This is a genomic window from Alkalibacterium sp. (genome assembly GCF_046484155.1).
Classification (GTDB): Bacteria; Bacillota; Bacilli; order Lactobacillales; family Carnobacteriaceae_A; genus Alkalibacterium.
Window position 1 is genome coordinate 1 of record NZ_JAWOBT010000058.1, and the last position, 19,862, is coordinate 19,862.

Here is a 19,862-nt window from a genome sequence, read left to right on the forward strand (position 1 = left end):
AATACGCGTTCGTCCTGTGCGCCGGCGGCAGTATCGATGTCGGGCATCTGCCGGGAAAAATATACAAAGGCGTCAACCCCCAGCCGGATCCATCGCCGGCACCGGTTTTCCGTGTGCCGGATTCCGATGACGGTGCAAAGCGCGAACAGTTTCTCCGGGTACTGGAACAATGCGGCTGGAATCAGTCAAAAGCGGCCCGAATGCTGGGGGTCAGCCGGGTAACGGTCTGGAAACGGATGAATAAATACGGCATTAAACGCCCCGCCTTTACCCGCTACAAAGGTCTGGTCAAATACTGGTTGACCTTCAACGAGATCAACATCATTTTGCATGCCCCGTTCATGGGTGCCGGCCTAGTGTTTGAAGAAGGCGAAAATAAAAAGCAAGTGATCTATCAGGCAGCTCACCATGAATTGGTATCCAGTGCTCTGGCAACCAAGATCGCCCGTGAAGTGGATCCGGACATCCAGATAGGCTGTATGCTGGCTGCAGGCAAGTATTACCCGAACACACCCAACCCAGTGGATGTTCTGGCCGCACAACAGGCGGACAGACAAAATTACTTTTTCATTGATGTTCAGTCACGTGGGGAATATCCGGCTTATGCCCTGAAAGAGCTGGAACGTGAAGGCATTGAAATACCATTTGAAGCAGGCGATAAAGAACTGCTCAAAGAATATACGGTCGACTTCATTTCATTCTCTTACTATTCCAGTCGTGTTGCTTCTGGCGACCCGGAGAATAAAGAGCAATCAGAAGGTAATATCTTCGCATCTGTAAAAAAACCCTTATCTTGAAGAAAGTGAGTGGGGATGGCAGATCGATCCGCTGGGGATTCGTATTACGATGAACGAGATCTACGACCGCTATCAGAAACCTCTCTTTGTCGTGGAAAATGGTTTAGGTGCTGTCGACATGCCTGATGAAAACGGCTATGTCGAGGATGATTACCGGATCGACTATCTATCATCCCATATCGGAGCGATGAAAGATGCTGTAGAACTGGATGGGGTAGACTTGATGGGCTACACTTCCTGGGGATGCATCGACTTAGTCAGTGCCGGAACAGGTGAGATGAAGAAACGTTACGGCTTCATCTATGTTGACCGTGATAACGCAGGTAAAGGAACACTGGAAAGAACGCCTAAAAAATCATTCTACTGGTACAAAAAAGTCATCGAAACAAATGGTGAAGACTTAAGTAATGCGTAGTTGAATATGACTGGAAAGCGCTGGTCCCCTTTGGGCTGGCGCTTTTTACATATTTGCTTAAGCGACCGAGTTCATGAGGATGAGCAGTTTTTGAAAGATAGCGATGCAATGCAGCGTATAAAAATCAGTTTGAACTGTATTATTTGATAAGTCGCAAATGTAAACGTATACTTAATGCAAAGTCATCACTAACAAAGTCATGTGTTGCAAAGCGAAAAATAAAAGGAGGATGTAAAATGTTTGAAAAAGTAATGGTTGCGACTGATTTGTCTAAATCTTCATACGCTCTTGTCGATTGTCTGGATAGTTTGAAGGAATTCGGGACACAAGAAATATTATTGGCACAATGTTTAAGTATGCAAGAGGTCACGTCTGCGGCTCTAAGTTATTCGACCGTTTTTATGGATAGCATCTTACAGGAACAAAAGGAAATGCTTGAAAAAAAAGGGTTCACTGTAGATACGACAATTCTCACTGGTTCAGTTGATAACGAAATAAATGAAATAGCTGATAAAGATGGCTATTCAGTCATTGTCGTTGGTGCAGAAAATGAAAACTTGATGAAAGTGCGAATGTTCGGAAGTTTTGCCTACGACCTCATTAGATACGCGCAAAAACCTGTTTTATTGATAAGACTTATCGAAAACAAGAAAAAAGATGAAGAGCCTATTGAGGCAATCAACTGTGGCGTAAAGGATAATATTTTGTTTGCGACAGATTTTTCAGAGAATGCGAAATTCGCTTTTGAGCACTTGAAAGAAATAATTGCGGAAGGTGCCAAAAAAATCACGCTGGTGCATGTCCAGGATGAATCTAAAATCGTTCCTCATCTGAGCGATAAACTGGAAAAATTTAATGAAATCGATGCTAAACGTCTGGAGGACATGAAGCTTGAAATCAGCGGTGATGGAGAGGTCGAAGTAGATACGGTGATACGTTTTGGTTCACCCTCTGTTGAAATTTTGAAATTAGTGGAAGAAAGAAACATTAAACTCGTTGTCATGGGCAGTCAAGGTAGAGGCTTCGTAAAACAATTATTTTTAGGCAGTGTGAGTAATAACGTTGCCAGAAGATCCAATTCATCAGTTCTGTTGATTCCAGCTCAAAGGGAATAAAACCGAAGAGAATCAGGGTGATAAATTCGATTTTCATAGTCTTTAGGTCTAATAACGAATAAATTATTGGTCTGCTGTGCTCAATAGAGCATGGCAGACCTGATTTGTTGGAATGGAAAAAGTGACAACTGAAATCAGTGACTTACGAGGAGGGAATTCACCAGTACTTAGAGGCAAGAATGTCTATGTGAAAAAGCTGACATGAAGGGGCTCTTTTTTGGAGGGGATTTAGAGCATATAAGATGAAATAAGAGGAACGAAGCAGTAAAATTAAGAGTGATTACTAATGCTGTCTAGTATTTTTGACACTAGTCAAAAATTTAGAAGAGTTGAATGTGCTTTAATTAATCTTGGAAAGGAATCACTTAAAATGAATTTAGGTACTGCATTAAAAGCTGTGGAAATCATTTCGAAAGATTATCCAAGCTTGGAAACAGACGTGAACGCAATAGAGATTCAGAAAATAGCCTATCATTCCAGTGAAGTGATGCCGGGTACGTTATTTGTATGCATTCGAGGGTATCAGACAGATGGACATAATTATGCGGAAATGGCAGTTGAACAAGGAGCCTCAGCGCTTATTGTTGAAAGATACCTGGAGGGGCTGAATATTCCCCAAATCAAAGTAAGGAACAGTCGTGAAGCCTTAGCGGTTATAGCCGGCAATTTTTATGATCAGCCTTCCAGAGACATGAGACTCTTTGGTATCACGGGTACCAACGGTAAGACGACCATTACCTATATGACCGACGCGCTATTTAGCGGTTATGGTTTAGATACCGGTCTTATTGGAACAGTGATGATCAAAAGCAAAGATAGAATCGAACAAAGTGTCTTAACAACACCGGAATCCGCAGATCTGCAAAAGTACCTGGCGAACATGCGTGACGAAGGCGTCACGCATGTTTCGCTGGAAGTGTCCTCGTCAGCTCTAGATCTTAAACGCGTTGCCCACACGCACTTTGATATCGTTTCATTCACCAACATCAACCACGATCATATCGATCTGCATGGTTCTTTTGAATCCTATTTCAATGCTAAGGCATCACTCGTACGAGAAGCGTCAAAAGAAAGTATTGCTCTCCTTAATATTGATGAACCCCTGTTGCTTCCGCTGATAAATCAGACGAAAGCAGAAGTCGTGACCTTCGGAATTGAAAACACCTCAGGAACGGTCTATCTGTCAGATGTAGAAATGCCTTCAGGAAAACCCACGTTTACAGTCAACCTTACCCAACCTCTCATCACCTTGAGCGGCAAGCAGCTTGATCCCATATCTTTTCAAATTGAACTTCTGGTTCCTGGCTATCATTCGATCTACAATGCCACGACGGCTATCATGATAGCACTACTTAATGATTTACCTCTTGACTATGTCAGATCAGAAATGAAAAATTTTAAAGGAGTAGAAAGACGATTTCATGTTCTCTACGATAAGGAATTCACTATTATTGATGATTTGCTGCTAAACGAGAACAATATTGAGTCATCTATGAAGACGGTGGAAGAGTTAGAGTATGACTCCCTCCATATGGTCCATGCGATCAGAGGCAGCAACGGAACGGTAATAAACAGAGAAAATGCGGAAGCTATGGCTAAGTGGTTCCAAAAATTGAAACTAGATAAAATCATATTAACGGCTAGTCGGTCTCACGTGAGACCAAAAGACCAGGTATTGATAGAGGAACTGAACACCTTCTTAAATGTCATGGAACGGGCTCAAATCAAAGTCAGTTTTTTTGAAGAACTGGAAGATGCACTGGCAGCAGGTCTGAAAAGGGTCGGGCCCGGAGATCTCTTTCTCATCTCCGGTGCAAGAGGAATGGATGATGGCGCAAAAATATGTCTGGAGCTACTGATGGAAATGGACCCTTATGTTGATCAGGAAGCGATCAGAGATGTATTGAAGACTAAATTAGTCGGCATGCATTCACCTGCGGACAGTTGAAGAATGAAAAAACATCATCCCTCAAGATAGTGAGAGTGCTATGTGGGGAAAACAAGAGAACTAATAGTCCTGTCGCTTGAGAGAAGAACTTGGTCCAGTCAGATCCAATCTGCCATAAATGGGCATTGAATGTATGGTAAAATGATAACGTGTGTCATTTAAGTAATGAGGAGGGGTCACTTGGCAGCAGTCATGTGGTTTAGAAGAGATTTGAGACTGGAAGACAATGTAGCGCTGAAGCATGCCTTAGAAGGGTCGGATGAGCTGTTCTTGCTGTTCCATGTGAATCCGGATCAGTTTTTAGGCGAAGGGTCCATCAATCAGGCAGCTTTTTTTAAGAGTGTAGAGATCTTTCGGGAAGAACTAAAAGAAAAGGACGCGACTTTACATATTCTTTACGGAGATTTAAAAGATTGTTTTATAAAACTGAAGAAAGAATTTCCAGGCTGGTCCGATGTCTATATAAACAGAGATGAGAAAGGATACGGGCTGGAAAGAGACAAGCTAGCGGGCGGTTTGTTCAAGGAACTAGGCATCAAAGCCCATGGGTATCACGACCATCACATCCATTCAGCTCAGGAAATAAAAACAAATTCCGGAACGTATTATAAAGTGTTTACGCCTTACTTTAATAAATGGAAAGAATTGCAAAAACCTAATGTGGTCGACGTGAAGTTTGACAGCAAAAAAATGGTCGAGCAGCCTGTTTTTACAGAAGACGAGAACCAGTTTCAAAGCTTTCTCAAAAGACAGGTTCCTGTTGAAGACATGCAGTTGGGTACCCAAGAAGCGCATAGACTATTGAATGACTTTGTCGAAAACCATTTAAGCGACTACAAAGAAGCAAGAGATTACCCGCTGAAGGATGCGACGAGTCATCTGTCCAAACACTTGAGAGCGGGAGAAATCTCCATTCGCACCGTTTATGATAGGGTAAATCGTGCGGAAAGCTCTATAGGAAAACAGACGTTTATTCAAGAACTGGCATGGCGAGATTTCTACAATATGGTTTATGCTACCCATCCTGATCAAAAAGACGTTTCTATCAATCCATCCTTCCGCCAAGTGGAATGGGATAACAATGAACAGAATTTCGGAAAATGGAAAGAAGGTCAGACCGGTTTCCCGATCGTGGATGCGGCAATGCGACAGCTAAAAGAAACCGGGTGGATGCATAATCGGTTACGCATGGTAACGGCGTCGTTCCTGACAAAGGATCTGCTGATCGACTGGAAATGGGGAGAAAAGTATTTTCAGGAAACGCTTAATGATTATGATCCAGCCAGCAATATAGGCGGCTGGCAATGGGCAGCCTCAACCGGCACGGATGGCGTTCCTTACTTTAGAGTGTTCAATCCGACAACACAATCAGAAAAGTTCGATAAAAATGGGAGTTTCATCAAAAAGTATGTCCCCGAACTTAAATCTATCGATAATAAGAAGATACATGAGCCGTCGAAACTTACAGCAGAAGAACAAGCGATGTTCGGAGTGGTCATAGGTGAAGAGTATCCGGGACCGATCGTCTCGCATAAAAGAAGCCGGGAGCTGGCCATCCAGGCATTTGAAAAGAGTAAAAAGAAGACTGAAAATATGAAAGCCGAAAGTCCAAAATAAAAGCATGTTATCAGGTCTACATTTCGGCCTGTAAAACAGATTGGAAAATAGGATATCTGCAGACCGTATTTATTTGACCTTTACTGACCAATGAGATATAATTTATTTAGATTCAATTCAATATAAAATTATGCTACACTTATTTAGAAAGATATATTAGGAGGAAATTAAATGAATTTAGTACCTACAGTTATCGAACAATCGCCACGTGGTGAACGTGCTTATGACATTTATTCTCGTTTATTAAAAGACCGCATTATTATGATGGGTGGGCCCATTGATGATCAAGTATCCAACTCTGTGATCGCACAATTATTGTTCTTGGACGCACAAGATCCCGAAAAAGATATCTATCTTTATATCAACTCCCCGGGTGGAAGTGTCACAGCGGGACTAGCCATCTTTGATACTATGAACTTCATTAAAGCAGATGTTCAGACGATTGCCATCGGCTTAGCAGCGTCTATGGGAAGTTTCTTGCTGACAGCTGGCACAAAAGGCAAACGGTTTGCTTTACCAAATGCCGAAATCATGATTCACCAACCTCTAGGCGGCGCACAAGGACAAGCCACTGAAATTGAAATTGCTGCCAGACATATCTTGAAAACGAGAGACCGTCTAAACAGGATTTTAGTGGAACGCACAGGTCAGTCTATGGATATCATTGAACGCGATACAGATCGCGACTTCTTCATGACAGCGCAAGAAGCAAAAGCATATGGTATCGTCGATGAAATCATGGATACAACTTCTGACTTGAAAAAATAATGCTTTAAAACAAAACGGCCTACTCTAATGAGTGGTCGTTTTTTCTTGACCATTCATTGGTAACGTAAATAATAATGATAAAGCGTTTGACTGGTCATCTAATTCTGTCAAGAGTATAATCAAAAATGTAGAGTAATAATAGAGGAGTGCGTGGATGGACATGTCAGTAATTAATAGCAAGGCCATTACGACAGAAGGCGGATTTCATTTTGGAGATCCTGAGGCGCCCGTCAAAGTTGTTGAATTTATCAATTTAAGATGCCCGTTTTGTAAAATGTGGTGGGAGAACGCTTCAGTTGTTTTAGACGAATACGAGAAGAAGGGTAAAGTTGAACGTATCGTTAAACATTTTGATAAAAAGAAACCCGAGCTTGACAAAGGAAATATTCTTCATAGCTACCTTGATTATGCTGATCCTGAAAAGACACGGGAAGACATGAATTATTATGTCGACCATTTAGATGAATGGGGTAGCCTGTCCAAAGATGAGTTAGCGACCTATGCAGAAGAAAAAAGAAATTCAGTTAAGCAGAATAATTCAGACCGATCAGAAGCGATCATCAAAGAAACAGAAAAAGCAAATATCTCGATGGTTCCTACAGTCGTGATTGGTGAGCACATCTTTGATGAAAATATCACAGAAGAAGAATTGAAACAAATCATTGAAGATGAGTTGTTAAAGAACGGCTAAAACAGCAGTTTTATAGGACTTAAAAAGTCCCGTTAATTTGGTTTGATGGGTTGAATCCTGACCCGCATCCTGTTACACTGTTATTGAAGGCAAAACAAGAATAGATGTCCTGATTTAATAAGTTAACCATAGATGTAAAGGAAAGGTGCTAGTGCAAGTATGCTGTCGGTAATCGAAAAAGTTGCGCCAGGAACACTGCACATATTGAAGCGTCGGTATTACATTCTGAGTCAAATCCAAAAAGTAGGACCCATAGGACGTCGCGCATTGGCGGATCGTTTGGAATTTACTGAACGGGTTTTGAGAAAAGAAGTGGATATCTTACGTAATCAAGGTTTGATTAAATCTTCTTCCCAAGGTATGGAATGTACGCCAACGGGTATCACGGTCTTTCATCAACTGGGTAAACTTATGGGACAACATGTGCAATCACAGGACAAAGAAACGAAGTTAGCGAACAAACTAGGTATTCACCATTGTACAATCGTTTTAGGGAATGCCGATACCGATCAGTCGGGTGCCAGTGACATGGCACGAGCCGCAACGGAAGTGCTGGATTTTTTACTTCCTGAGGGCGATACGACGATTGCAGTTATGGGCGGAACGACAATGGTGCAAGTAGCTGAAGCGATGGACCAGCAAATCGGGTTAAACCGGGAGCTGCTCTTCGTGCCAGCTAGAGGTGGATTGGGTGAATCTGTAGATATTCAGGCGAATATCATTGCTGAGAACATGGCGAGACGAACGGACGGTAAAAGCCGAGCGCTCTATGTGCCGGAGCATGTCAGAAGTGAAACGCATTCTCTGCTGCTCGAAGAACCTGAAATCAAGGAAACACTCGAAATAGTTGAAAATGCTTCAGTTGTTTTGTACAGTATAGGTAACGCGATTGAAATGGCTAAACGCAGAGGGATGAACGATCAGACCCTCAAACAGCTTGAAGAATCAAACGCGGTGGCTGAAGCTTTTGGTGAATTTATCAATCCAGAGGGTGACATCGTGTACAAACTGTCTCGCATAGGCCTGCAATCGTCGAAGCTACCGAGTATTCCGCATATCATTGCAGTCGCGGGTGGTAAAAAGAAAGCCAAGGCGATCGAAGCACACATGAAAACTGCTCCTCCGCACACATGGTTAGTGACGGATGAAGCAGCCGCAAATGAGATTTTAAACGGGGGAAACCCTTTAAAATAAAATAAATTTAGATTTTAATAGGAGGAAATTATATTATGTCAGTAAAAGTAGCAATTAATGGTTTTGGACGTATTGGTCGTTTGGCTCTTCGTCGTATCTTAGAAATGGATACAGAGTTAGAAGTAGTCGCAGTTAACGATCTAACAAGCAATGAAGATTTAGCTTATCTGTTGAAATACGATACAGCTCAAGGTCGTTTCCCACATGAAATAGAAGTTAGAGAAGATGCTTTAATCGTTGGCGGAAAAGAAATCAAATCATTCGCAGAAAAAGACGCTAAAAAATTACCATGGGGAGACCTAGGAATCGATATCGTACTAGAATGTACTGGTTTCTATGTTTCTAAAGACGCTTCACAAGCACACGTTGATGCTGGAGCAAAACGCGTATTGATTTCTGCCCCTGCTAAAGGTGACTTGAAAACAATCGTTTATGGTGTAAACCATGAAACTATCGAAGCAGACGATAAAGTTATATCTGCAGCTTCATGTACTACAAACTGCTTAGCACCAATGGTTAATGTATTAGACAATGAATATGGTATTGACCATGCTTTAATGAGTACAATCCATGCTTATACATCTACTCAGACATTACAAGATTCACCAGGCGGACGTAAAAGTCGTGCCGGCGCAGCAAACGCAATTCCTGCTTCAACAGGTGCTGCTAAAGCAGTAGGATTAGTTCTTCCTAATGTTGATGGTAAAATTGACGGTACTGCAGTACGTATCCCAACAATTACTGGTTCAATGGTTGAGTTATATTCTGCTTTAGATAAAGAAGTAACTGAAGAACAAGTAAACGCAGCAATGAAAAAATACTCAAGTGATGCATTCTTATACAATGAAGATGACATTGTTTCATCAGACGTAATTGGTGTACCTGCAGGATCTATCTTTGATGCTACTCAAACTAAAATCATGGGTGGAAAAAATGGTCAAATAGTTAAAACTGTAGCTTGGTATGACAACGAATATGGCTTTACTGGTAACATGGTACGTACTTTAGAATACTTCTCTAGCTTATAATATCTAGGGTACTGAATATTCTATTAAATTAACCAAACAGAAATAAAATAAAGCGGGGGGAGCAACTACTCTAATATTTAAGCGAACAGAACGATGAATGCGTAAGCAGACAATCACACTTGTTCAATCAAATATAGGGGATCGCGCTTCCCCCTTTTTTTTGTAAAAATAAAGAAATTCAGAAGTAAATTTTCATATTCGAAAGGATGGATTCGACTGATGGCAAAGAAAACTGTAAAAGACTTAGAGCTTAAAGGCAAAAAAGTATTAGTTCGTGCTGATTTTAACGTGCCGATGAAAGACGGTAAAATATCTAACGATAACCGTATTCAAGCAGCACTACCAACAATAGAATATGTTTTAGAACAAGGCGGAAAAGCAATCGTCTTTTCTCACTTAGGACGTGTGGCGAGTGAAGAAGATAAAGCTGGTTTGTCAATGAAACCTATATCAGAACGTTTAAGCGAATTATTAGGCAAAGAAGTCAAATTCGTTGCTGAAACACGCGGTGAAGAACTAGAGAATGCTGTAAACAACTTAGCTGACGGAGCAGTCTTGATGTTTGAAAATACACGTTTTGAAGATGTTGACGGTAAAAAAGAAAGCAAAAACGATCCTGAATTAGGTAAATACTGGGCAAGCTTAGGCGACGTCTTTGTTAACGATGCATTCGGAACCGCTCACCGTGCACATGCTTCTAACGTTGGGATTGCTTCTAACGTGGAATCAGCAGCTGGTTTCTTAGTAGAAAAAGAAATCAACTTTATTGGTGGAGCAGTAGACGAACCGAAACGTCCATTTGTTGCTATCTTAGGTGGCGCAAAAGTTTCTGACAAAATTGGCGTTATTGAAAACCTGATTGCTAAAGCTGACAAAGTTCTTGTCGGTGGCGGAATGACTTACACATTCTACAAAGCATTAGGTAATGATATCGGTAATTCTCTATTAGAAGAAGACAAAGTTTCATTAGCTAAAGAATTAATGGAAAAAGCTGGCGACAAACTCGTTTTACCGGTTGATTCAGTCGTTGCTCCAGAATTCTCAAATGATGCTCCTACAGAGGTTGTAGGCGAAAACATTCCTGAAGGACAAATGGGATTAGACATTGGCCCTAAAACGATCGAACTTTTTGAAAAAGAGTTAAAAGGCGCTAAGACGGTTGTCTGGAACGGACCAATGGGCGTATTCGAAATGGAAAACTTTGCAAAAGGAACCGCAGCTGTGTGTGAGATCTTAGCTAACTTAGATGATGCAACAACAATCATCGGTGGCGGAGATTCAGCTACAGCAGCACAAGAATTAGGTTTCGAAGATGACTTCAGTCACATTTCAACTGGTGGCGGAGCTTCACTTGAATACCTTGAAGGTAAAGTATTACCAGGAATCGCCGCAATCTCTGATAAATAATTTTTAATCAAAACAAGCCAAGCCAATTGAACCGGGAATCCTGAATGTATGGATTCCCAATCAATTGATCATGAACAAAATAAAGCAACAAAAAACGAAAGAGGGATAAAAGAATGCGTAAACCTATTATTGCAGGAAACTGGAAAATGAACAAAACATCTGTTGAAGCAGCTTCATTTATTGAGGCAGTAGAAGGCAAGATTCCTTCTACGGACAAAGTAGATGCTGTTATTGGCGCACCAAGTATTTATCTTCAAAGTTTAGTCGATTTAACTGCAAGTTCAAACTTGAAAATTGCAGCACAAAATTGCTTCTATGAAGACGAAGGTGCCTTTACAGGAGAAAATAGTCCCAAAGCACTGGCAGATATAGGCGTAGCTTACGTGATCATTGGACACTCTGAACGTCGTGAATTATTCTTTGAAACAGACGAAATGGTCAATAAAAAAGCACATGCTGTCTTTAACAATGGTATGGTACCGATCGTCTGTGTCGGAGAAACGCTTGAACAAAAAGAAGCAGGTCAAACAAATGAATTAGTGGCTAATCAAGTGAAAGCTGCTTTAGCAGGTTTGTCAGCTGAGCAAGTTAAAAATACAGTTGTCGCTTATGAACCAATCTGGGCAATCGGAACAGGTAAAACAGCGACTTCAAAAGATGCGAATGACACCATTTCTATTATACGTCAGACCATTGCCGGCTTGTATTCTCAAGATGTGGCTGATGCTGTTCGTATGCAATACGGTGGTTCAGTTAAACCAGCTAACATTAAAGAATTAATGGCGCAACCAGATATCGATGGTGCGTTAGTTGGAGGAGCAAGTTTAGAAGCTGAGTCTTTCTTAAAACTATTGGAGGCGGCCAAATAAATGAGTAAAGCACCTGTAGCCATCATTATTTTAGACGGGTTTGGATGGCGTGAAGAAGAATATGGTAATGCCGTAGCACTAGCAAACAAACCAAACTTCGATCGCTACTGGAACGAATTTCCACACGATACGATGTTAGCTTCTGGACTAGCCGTTGGGTTACCAGAAGGCCAAATGGGTAACTCCGAAGTTGGCCACACCAATATTGGTGCTGGACGCGTCGTATATCAAAGCATTACACGTATTGACAAAGCAATTAAAGATGGCGAATTTGCCACCAATGAGGCCCTGAATAATGCAATCGATCACGTAAATGAACATGATTCTGCCTTACACTTATTTGGTCTTGTATCAGATGGTGGGGTGCACAGTCATCAACGTCATTTAACAGCTTTAGTCGAAGCTGCCAAAGATAAAGGCGTCGAGAGAGTTTATATCCATGCCTTTACAGATGGTCGTGACGTTGCACCGGATTCAGGCGTGCGCTTTATCGAAGAATTACAGGACATTATCAAAGACCTAGGTGTTGGAGAAATCGCAACGATATCAGGTCGTTTCTATGCAATGGACAGAGATAACCGCTGGCCACGTGTGAAACGTGCCTATGACGCTATTTTCCATGGTGAAGGTGTCAAAGCGACGGATCCAGTTCAAGCAATGAAAGACAGCTACGCTGATGAAAAAATGGACGAGTTTGTTTTACCTGTCGTGATTGAAAAAGACGGCAAACCTGTTGGCACGGTTAAAGATAACGATGCTGTCCTGTTCTTCAACTTCCGACCGGACCGTGCGATCGAATTATCTCGCGCGCTGACTGAGCCTGATTTTGACGAATTTGACAGAGGCGAAACGCCATCAAACGTTAAATTTGTGACATTTACTCAGTATACTGCGCAGATGGATGCCGAAGTCATGTTCCCACCTATATTCTTGAAAAATGTATTAGGTCAAGTATTGGCTGACAACGATCTGACTCAGTTGCGAATCGCTGAAACAGAAAAATACCCACACGTGACATTCTTCATGAATGGTGGAACAAATGATGAGTTTCCTGGAGAAAAACGTATCCTGATCCCATCACCAAAAGTTGAAACATATGACTTGAAGCCGGAAATGAGCGCGTATGAAGTAACGGATGCCTTGCTTGAAGATGTCAGAAATGATGTTCACGATGCGATCATCTTAAACTACGCCAACCCGGACATGGTCGGACATTCAGGCATGCTGGAACCTACGATTAAAGCAATCGAGGCAGTAGATGAAAACTTAGGCCGTTTGGTCGACTTGATTCTTGAAAAAGGCGGTTCAGCAATCATCTTTGCCGATCACGGTAATGCAGATACTGAACTGACTCCAGAAGGCAAACCGCATACAGCACATACAACTGTGCCCGTACCTGTTATCGTGACGAAAAAAGGTGTTACTTTACGCAGCGATGGTAAACTAGCTGATGTGGCTCCAACGATGTTAGACCTACTTGGAGTGGACAAACCTAAAGAAATGACAGGCGAAAGCTTGATTAAGAAAGACTAATCATATTGATTTTAGATTGTTCTTTGAAAAAAGAGCAAGTAAAATAAAACTAATTCACTTGTTTTTCGGCAAAATGCCGGGGAATAAGAAAACCCAAAGGAGAGTATTATCAATGCCATTTATTACAGATGTAATTGCACGCGAAGTTTTAGATTCACGCGGAAACCCAACAATCGAAGTCGAAGTTTTCACAGATTCAGGTGCTTTTGGACGCGGTATGGTCCCTTCAGGCGCTTCTACCGGTGAACACGAAGCAGTAGAATTACGTGACGGCGACAAAGACCGTTATCTAGGTAAAGGTGTGACTAAAGCTGTCGACAACGTTAACGATACAATTGCTGACGCTGTTATCGGTATGGACGTTCGCGACCAAATGGGTATCGACAAAACGTTGATCGAACTAGACGGTACACCAAACAAAGGTAAATTAGGTGCGAACGCAATTTTAGGCGTGTCTATCGCTGTAGCACGCGCTGGTGCAGACTACCTTGACTTGCCACTTTACAGATACTTGGGTGGAACAAACACTAAAGTATTACCAACACCAATGATGAACATCATCAATGGCGGATCACACTCAGATGCACCTATTGCATTCCAAGAGTTCATGATCTTACCAGTTGGAGCACCAACATTCAAAGAAGCTTTACGTTGGGGTGCAGAAATCTTCCATACTTTGAAAGGTATCTTGAAAGAACGCGGACTGGAAACTTCAGTTGGTGACGAAGGTGGATTTGCTCCTCGTTTCGACAGTACTGAAGATGGCATAGAAACAATTCTTCAAGCAATCAAAAAAGCTGGTCTAGAACCTGGTAAAGATGTTTATCTAGGACTTGACTGTGCTGCTGCAGAATTCTACGAAGACGGCATTTACAACTATGCTAAATTCGAAGGCGAAAAAGGCGCAAAACTTAACGCTAAAGAACAAGTAGATTATCTTGAAGAATTAGTAAACAAATACCCAATCATCTCCATTGAAGACGGTATGGACGAAAACGACTGGGACGGATTCAAACTATTAACTGAACGTTTAGGCGACAAAGTTCAATTAGTAGGGGACGATCTATTCGTTACCAATACTGAGATCTTAGACCGTGGTATTAAAAACGGTGTATGTAACTCAATCTTGATCAAAGTCAACCAAATCGGTACATTGACAGAAACATTCAACGCTATCGAAATGGCTAAAAAAGCTGGCTATACAGCAGTCGTATCTCACCGTTCTGGTGAAACAGAAGATTCAACAATCTCTGATATCGCTGTTGCAACAAATGCTGGTCAAATCAAAACTGGTTCATTAAGCCGTACAGACCGTATCGCTAAATACAACCAATTACTAAGAATCGAACACCAATTAGGTGACTTAGCAGTATACGAAGGCCTGCAAGCTTTCTATAACTTAGCTAACAAGTAATTCTTGATTAAATAATAGGAGTTCTCATGCCAGCTGCAGCTGGCATGAGAACTTTTTTTTAATGAAAATGACCTAGATGGATCAGTTTCTATATTCCTTGAGTGATTATTAGAGGTAAGCGTTTCTGATAGCAGGTATAACCATTATTGGATTTGTATTGCTTTTGACGTTTAATTTGAGTGACAGTTTCACGCTATATTTTATTATTGATGGCTTGAGAAACACGACCAGTACATAAATAAGGTAATAGTTGGAGTTTTTTCACAATAGCAATTTGAGCTTGCTCAGAATAAGATAAGTGTTTTCCCCTGTATGATATTGTGTTATCGTTATAATACATCATGTGAATTCATCCTTGTCTATTGAGGGTGTGTTAACTTCAATAGAATATAAAATTCAAGTGGCGTTTTTTGTATGTTAGCCTTAATGGCTGATTCCATTATAAAATCGAGCTAAAAATATTAAATAAATGAATCAGGAGGGTGAAATAATGGGGGTTTTTAATAAAAAAGAACGATACATATTAATAATAGGTTCCGGTAGACTGGGTGCCAGTTTAGCCAATGACTTATCAGAACGAGAAGAGAACGTGATTATCGTAGATGCTGATAAATCATCATTCAGAAAACTTTCTCCATCTTTTGGAGGCCTAACTGTTACGGGTGACGGAACCGATTTAACTATTTTGAAAGAGGCTCAAATTGAAAGAGCAGATGTGGTGGTTGTTGTGACCGACAATGATAATAGCAATATTATGATATCTCAGATAGCCAAGATAATTTTCAAGAAGGATCAAATTATTTCTCGATTATATGATCCAGATAAAAAAAGTGTTTATGAAGAATTTGATATCGATTTAATTTATCCGGCAATATTATCGGTTAACGAGATAAACCGGCTATTAAAGGGCATAAATATTGAGGAGAATTAGAAGAGATGAAAAAACACATATTACTCATCGGTGGCTTAAATAACACTATAGCTTTGAGCCAATCTTTAATAAAAAAAAGGTATCAGGTAACAGCAATTAATAACAAATATGATGATTGCCAAAAATTAGCCGAAGTAAGTAAATTAAATGTGATATTTGGTGACGGGACTAGACCGTTTATTTTAGAAGAAGCGAAGATAGATACAGTAGATATAGCTATTGCTTTGACACAAAAGGATGCAATTAATCTCGTCATTTGTGAACTATGTAAGAAAAAATATAACGTTAAAAAGACTGTAACGCTTATCGATGATCCTGAAAAAATAAACTTCTTTTATGAGATGGGTGTCGATTCAGTCGTATCAGCAATTGAAGCAATTACAAATATTATTGAACAACAAGCATTGTTAGATGACATCACAACGGTTATACCCGTTGCAAAGGGCAAAATCAGTATCACTGAAGTACCCATTCCTCAAAATGCCAAGGCAATCGGCAAACAGTTATCGGAAATCGACTTGCCTAAAGAAGTTATTATAGGGACCATTATTCGAGACGGTGAAGGATTAGTTCCCAGAGGGAGTACACGTATACGAGCTAGAGATGAACTGATCTTGATTTCATCAGATAAACAGGATAAAGCAATAAAACAATTGACGGGTAAACTATAAAGATGGAAAATAAATTTAAAGAACTCAATAATATTGGAAAATTAATGATATTGATTGGTTTATTAGTTGCAGTGCCGGTCGTATTGATACTTTTTTATCCGAATGATATTCAATTTTTTAGTTCGTTTGTCATTCCAGCAAGTGTTTCCGTTATTTTAGGGCTGATCATAGGTATCATATTTCGAAAAAAAAATGATGAGATCGAATCGCAATATATATCACGGAATAGTAGTCTCACCGTTTTATTTGCTTGGTTTTATGGGTTTTTCTTAGGGTCGATTCCCTTCATATTGTCAGGACAACTAACTTATTTGCAAGGGCTGTATGAATCGGTGAGCGGCTGGACGACGACTGGATTATCTGTTATGGATGTTACTGTCACTTCACCCATCTTTCTTTTTTATAGGAGCTTTATGCAGTTTTGTGGCGGGCTCGGATTCATCATGATGATGATCATGATTATTCAAGGGAAAGATTCTATGAGTCTTTATAATGCGGAGGGGCACCCCGATCGTTTAATGCCTAATATTAAGAGAACTGCACAAGTTATATTCAATATGTATAGTTTCTTTTTAATAGTTGGTACTGGCATGTATATAATCCTTGGTATGCCGGCGTTTGACAGTATGCTGCATGCGATGTCTGCACTTTCTACCGGAGGATTCTCAACTCAGTCAGATAGTATAGGTGCTTATCAAAGTGTAAGCATCGAAGCTTTAACTATTTTATTGATGATAATAGGGACAACGAACTTCGCCGTATTGTTGTTACTGGCGAAAAGGAAATTCAGCCAAATTTTTAAAGTAAGTGAACTCCGCTTTTTCGGTGTCTTACTTTTTATTTTTGTTCCAATTATTACTCTATCATTATCTTTTGAGTTGTATCTGAGTATGGGAGAGAGTTTTAGACACACCATCTTTAATGTTGTGTCTGCACTTTCAACGACAGGATATTCAACCTTAGGTTATGAAGGATGGCCAGCTGCAAGTATAGGAATGATGATAATTCTAATGGCAATAGGTGGTGGTTTAGGTTCTACAGCGGGCGGAATCAAGTTAACTAGAGTATATCTCATGATTCGTGTCTTGGGATTTAATATTCGTAAGCGCTTATCATCTCGTCGAAGTGTCAATAGTTCCTTTTACCATTCTGCACAAGGGAAAAGATTAATTGATCAAGATTTGATTTCAGATACTGTTGGATTCATTGCGTTCTATTTAATTATTTTGTTTACTGGTGGAATCCTAATAACCTGGACATCAGGAGCAACCCTCACTCAAGCCATGTTCGAGTTCGCTTCCTCACTAGGTACGGTGGGACTGTCTATTGGTTTAACCGGACCTGATACAGATGGCGGAACACTTATTATACAGATGTTGGGGATGATTCTTGGACGTTTGGAAATCTTTATTGTACTGATAGGTATATATTCTGGGGCCTCTTCCATTAAATATAAGTTGCATGAAGCATTACAGTAAAGATGATGAACACTTTCGTGTATTGATTACTAAGAATCGAACACCAATTAGGTGACGCTGCAATATACGAAGGCTTGCAAGCTTTCTATAACTTAGCTAACAAATAATTCTTAATTGAATAGGACCTCTCATACCAGATGCATCTGGTATGAGAGCTTTTTTTTCCTACCTTCCCTGAGTGATAAAGAAAGCCAAGTGTTTCTGAAATCCTGTATTATGACTATTGAATCAGTTTTGGTACGTTAAACTGCTTAACAAAGATCTTATAAGTGCCGACTCGGTGCTTATTATTATGGGGTAGTCAGTACGGTGTTTTTTAGTAGCCACTGGGTGAGCTAGCATATTTGAGCCGGCAGTATTGACGTCAACTAGTGACCACTCATACCAGGGCGTTTTGCGAGAGAATACTATCAGGCCTCACTAGTGACTGCTCACTGAATATGGAAATTTGAGCCGGAAGTGTAGCCCCCTTGTAGTGACCACTTGCTACGCAGTGACCTGTCGACTGGTCACTAAAGGGGACTATAAGTGCCGAGCCATCGTTCGTTGACTTTTGGGTGGTCGCTATAAGCCTAGTAGAGTTCCAGCTCTGAAAGCTAAACGCATTCAGTGGTCACTAAATAGAATCCATGGACCAACTCAACCCCTAATCGTTTCCAAGTAGGTACTACTTAATAAAGAAGCGTCGGTCGTGAGGTAAATGGCATGTTTTTACAATATTACGTCCGCTTATTTTAAATTTGAAGTATTTAAATAAGGATGAAAATAGTTCGCGAATAGAACTGGAAATAATCCCGTACTTGTGCTATATTATAACGTAGGAGAACTGTAGAAGGAGGTTACGTTTTATGTACGATATTTTACTTGCTATTATGCTGGGGTTATCTATATTCATTATCATTATTATCGCTATGCAGCCAACAAAAACACAAAGTGCATCGAATGCGTTTATGGGCGGTGCGAGTCAATTGTTCGGAAAACAAAAAGCACGTGGATTTGAAGCAGTGCTCATTAAAACGACCATTGTGAGTTTGATACTCTTTTTCGTTTTAGCTTTAATCTTAAGCCAATTATTTTAAACTATAAATGACTAGGTAGTACTCTTGTTGATCTTTAACTTACACGAGCGAAAGCTTCTGTGGTGAAGAAAACATGAGTACTTTTTTATTTCGAGATAGATTGTGAATGGTGTTTTGGTATAAAAATGTCACAATTTAGGGTAAAATGGAGGAGAGACTGAAGGAGGATTTTTTAATGCACAATCAATCATTATTTTATGAAAGTGGGAAACGCGCAGTTATCCTGTTTCATGCCTTTACAAGCACGCCAAAAGACGTCATGAGTTTAGCGAGAGCGCTAGAGCGAGCTGATTATACCGTTTATGCTCCAGTTTTATCTGGACATGGAACTGGGGACTTGGACGATTTATTCGATTACAAGATCGAAGACTGGATGAAAGATGGCGAAGAAGCGGTGGCGTTTCTTAAAAGCAAAGGGTATGAAGAAATCGCTGCCTTTGGACTCTCTTTAGGCGGTGTCGTCGCTACCCATTTACTCTTAAATGAAGAGTCTATCATCGGCGGAGGAACATTTTCTGCACCCGTTGTCACTGAATATGACACCAACGTCCCTGATAGTTTCCTGCCTTGGTATAAGAACGTGAAGCGAGAAGAAGGTTTTGACCCAGAGAAACTCGCTGGTTTAATGACTAAAGCGGAAATTCAGCTAAAAGAAATGTTTGAAGATTTAAAAGAGCATGTCGCTGCCATGGAAAAAGAGTATGCGACACTGAACAAAAAAATATTTATTGCTCAAGGTGGAAAAGATGAACTCATCGAACCGGACACAGCACGACTGTTTAGAGAAGCGCTGAGTCAGGCCGAAGTATCAACGCATTTATATGAAGAAGGACAGCACGTAATAACAACAGGAAGTGTAGGGAAAGAATTACAGACGCATGTCTTGACATTCTTATCAACACTTAAC

16 protein-coding genes and 1 pseudogene are annotated in these 19,862 nt (G+C 40.5%); all 17 read left to right on the plus strand.

What is annotated here, in order from left to right; translation table 11 throughout:
- Window positions 1-158: 158 nt before the first annotated feature.
- Window positions 159-1,212 (plus strand): annotated as a pseudogene (locus R6U02_RS04690) (family 1 glycosylhydrolase); the annotation flags it as partial.
- 236 nt (window positions 1,213-1,448) lie between these two features.
- Entirely contained in the window at window positions 1,449-2,327 is an 879-nt protein-coding gene (locus R6U02_RS04695) for a universal stress protein (RefSeq protein WP_410262478.1), read from the plus strand.
- A gap of 370 nt (window positions 2,328-2,697) precedes the next feature.
- The gene (locus R6U02_RS04700) at window positions 2,698-4,275 is read left to right on the plus strand and encodes a Mur ligase family protein (protein ID WP_410262479.1); all 1,578 of its coding nucleotides are present in this window, start codon (window positions 2,698-2,700) and stop codon (window positions 4,273-4,275) included.
- Window positions 4,276-4,455: 180 nt separating this feature from the next.
- On the plus strand, window positions 4,456-5,892 hold the full coding sequence (locus tag R6U02_RS04705) for a cryptochrome/photolyase family protein (RefSeq protein ID WP_410262480.1): 1,437 nt from the start codon (window positions 4,456-4,458) through the stop codon (window positions 5,890-5,892).
- Window positions 5,893-6,063: 171 nt separating this feature from the next.
- A complete protein-coding gene (gene clpP / locus R6U02_RS04710; RefSeq protein ID WP_410262481.1) occupies window positions 6,064-6,660 on the plus strand; it encodes an ATP-dependent Clp endopeptidase proteolytic subunit ClpP in 597 nt (198 codons plus the stop codon).
- Between the two features lie 154 nt (window positions 6,661-6,814).
- Complete coding sequence (locus tag R6U02_RS04715) at window positions 6,815-7,351, plus strand: thioredoxin domain-containing protein (RefSeq protein WP_410262482.1); 537 nt, start codon at window positions 6,815-6,817, stop codon at window positions 7,349-7,351.
- Between the two features lie 159 nt (window positions 7,352-7,510).
- The gene (locus tag R6U02_RS04720) at window positions 7,511-8,545 is read left to right on the plus strand and encodes a sugar-binding transcriptional regulator (RefSeq protein ID WP_410262483.1); all 1,035 of its coding nucleotides are present in this window, start codon (window positions 7,511-7,513) and stop codon (window positions 8,543-8,545) included.
- A 35-nt stretch (window positions 8,546-8,580) separates the two neighbouring features.
- Window positions 8,581-9,573, plus strand: coding sequence for a type I glyceraldehyde-3-phosphate dehydrogenase (gene gap, locus R6U02_RS04725; RefSeq protein WP_410262484.1), 993 nt, complete (start codon window positions 8,581-8,583; stop codon window positions 9,571-9,573).
- A gap of 219 nt (window positions 9,574-9,792) precedes the next feature.
- Complete coding sequence (locus R6U02_RS04730; RefSeq protein ID WP_410262485.1) at window positions 9,793-10,980, plus strand: phosphoglycerate kinase; 1,188 nt, start codon at window positions 9,793-9,795, stop codon at window positions 10,978-10,980.
- Between the two features lie 113 nt (window positions 10,981-11,093).
- Window positions 11,094-11,849, plus strand: coding sequence for a triose-phosphate isomerase (gene tpiA, locus R6U02_RS04735; RefSeq protein WP_410262486.1), 756 nt, complete (start codon window positions 11,094-11,096; stop codon window positions 11,847-11,849).
- A complete protein-coding gene (gpmI, locus tag R6U02_RS04740; protein WP_410262487.1) occupies window positions 11,850-13,382 on the plus strand; it encodes a 2,3-bisphosphoglycerate-independent phosphoglycerate mutase in 1,533 nt (510 codons plus the stop codon). It begins immediately after the preceding gene.
- A gap of 112 nt (window positions 13,383-13,494) precedes the next feature.
- The gene (gene eno / locus R6U02_RS04745) at window positions 13,495-14,796 is read left to right on the plus strand and encodes a phosphopyruvate hydratase (RefSeq protein WP_410262488.1); all 1,302 of its coding nucleotides are present in this window, start codon (window positions 13,495-13,497) and stop codon (window positions 14,794-14,796) included.
- A 490-nt stretch (window positions 14,797-15,286) separates the two neighbouring features.
- Window positions 15,287-15,727 (plus strand): potassium channel family protein, encoded by a 441-nt coding sequence (locus R6U02_RS04750; RefSeq protein WP_410262489.1) that lies wholly within the window; start codon window positions 15,287-15,289, stop codon window positions 15,725-15,727.
- Window positions 15,728-15,732: 5 nt separating this feature from the next.
- Window positions 15,733-16,398 carry a potassium channel family protein gene (locus R6U02_RS04755; protein WP_410262490.1) on the plus strand — a complete coding sequence of 222 codons (666 nt, stop codon included), beginning with the start codon at window positions 15,733-15,735 and terminating at the stop codon, window positions 16,396-16,398.
- A 2-nt stretch (window positions 16,399-16,400) separates the two neighbouring features.
- On the plus strand, window positions 16,401-17,876 hold the full coding sequence (locus R6U02_RS04760; RefSeq protein WP_410262491.1) for a TrkH family potassium uptake protein: 1,476 nt from the start codon (window positions 16,401-16,403) through the stop codon (window positions 17,874-17,876).
- Window positions 17,877-18,724: 848 nt separating this feature from the next.
- Window positions 18,725-18,955, plus strand: coding sequence for a preprotein translocase subunit SecG (gene secG / locus R6U02_RS04765; protein ID WP_410262492.1), 231 nt, complete (start codon window positions 18,725-18,727; stop codon window positions 18,953-18,955).
- Window positions 18,956-19,130: 175 nt separating this feature from the next.
- A partial coding sequence (locus tag R6U02_RS04770) for an alpha/beta hydrolase (protein WP_410262493.1) occupies window positions 19,131-19,862 on the plus strand: 732 nt, incomplete at its 3' end.

What these genes read in the sequence shown, in the direction of transcription:
- R6U02_RS04695 (WP_410262478.1), top strand. Translation starts at nt 1,449, where the DNA reads ATGTTTGAAAAAGTAATGGTTGCGACTGATTTGTCTAAATCTTCATAC.
- R6U02_RS04700 (WP_410262479.1), top strand. Translation starts at nt 2,698, where the DNA reads ATGAATTTAGGTACTGCATTAAAAGCTGTGGAAATCATTTCGAAAGAT.
- clpP (WP_410262481.1), top strand. Translation starts at nt 6,064, where the DNA reads ATGAATTTAGTACCTACAGTTATCGAACAATCGCCACGTGGTGAACGT.
- R6U02_RS04715 (WP_410262482.1), top strand. Translation starts at nt 6,815, where the DNA reads ATGGACATGTCAGTAATTAATAGCAAGGCCATTACGACAGAAGGCGGA.
- R6U02_RS04720 (WP_410262483.1), top strand. Translation starts at nt 7,511, where the DNA reads ATGCTGTCGGTAATCGAAAAAGTTGCGCCAGGAACACTGCACATATTG.
- gap (WP_410262484.1), top strand. Translation starts at nt 8,581, where the DNA reads ATGTCAGTAAAAGTAGCAATTAATGGTTTTGGACGTATTGGTCGTTTG.
- R6U02_RS04730 (WP_410262485.1), top strand. Translation starts at nt 9,793, where the DNA reads ATGGCAAAGAAAACTGTAAAAGACTTAGAGCTTAAAGGCAAAAAAGTA.
- tpiA (WP_410262486.1), top strand. Translation starts at nt 11,094, where the DNA reads ATGCGTAAACCTATTATTGCAGGAAACTGGAAAATGAACAAAACATCT.
- gpmI (WP_410262487.1), top strand. Translation starts at nt 11,850, where the DNA reads ATGAGTAAAGCACCTGTAGCCATCATTATTTTAGACGGGTTTGGATGG.
- eno (WP_410262488.1), top strand. Translation starts at nt 13,495, where the DNA reads ATGCCATTTATTACAGATGTAATTGCACGCGAAGTTTTAGATTCACGC.
- R6U02_RS04750 (WP_410262489.1), top strand. Translation starts at nt 15,287, where the DNA reads ATGGGGGTTTTTAATAAAAAAGAACGATACATATTAATAATAGGTTCC.
- R6U02_RS04755 (WP_410262490.1), top strand. Translation starts at nt 15,733, where the DNA reads ATGAAAAAACACATATTACTCATCGGTGGCTTAAATAACACTATAGCT.
- R6U02_RS04760 (WP_410262491.1), top strand. Translation starts at nt 16,401, where the DNA reads ATGGAAAATAAATTTAAAGAACTCAATAATATTGGAAAATTAATGATA.
- secG (WP_410262492.1), top strand. Translation starts at nt 18,725, where the DNA reads ATGTACGATATTTTACTTGCTATTATGCTGGGGTTATCTATATTCATT.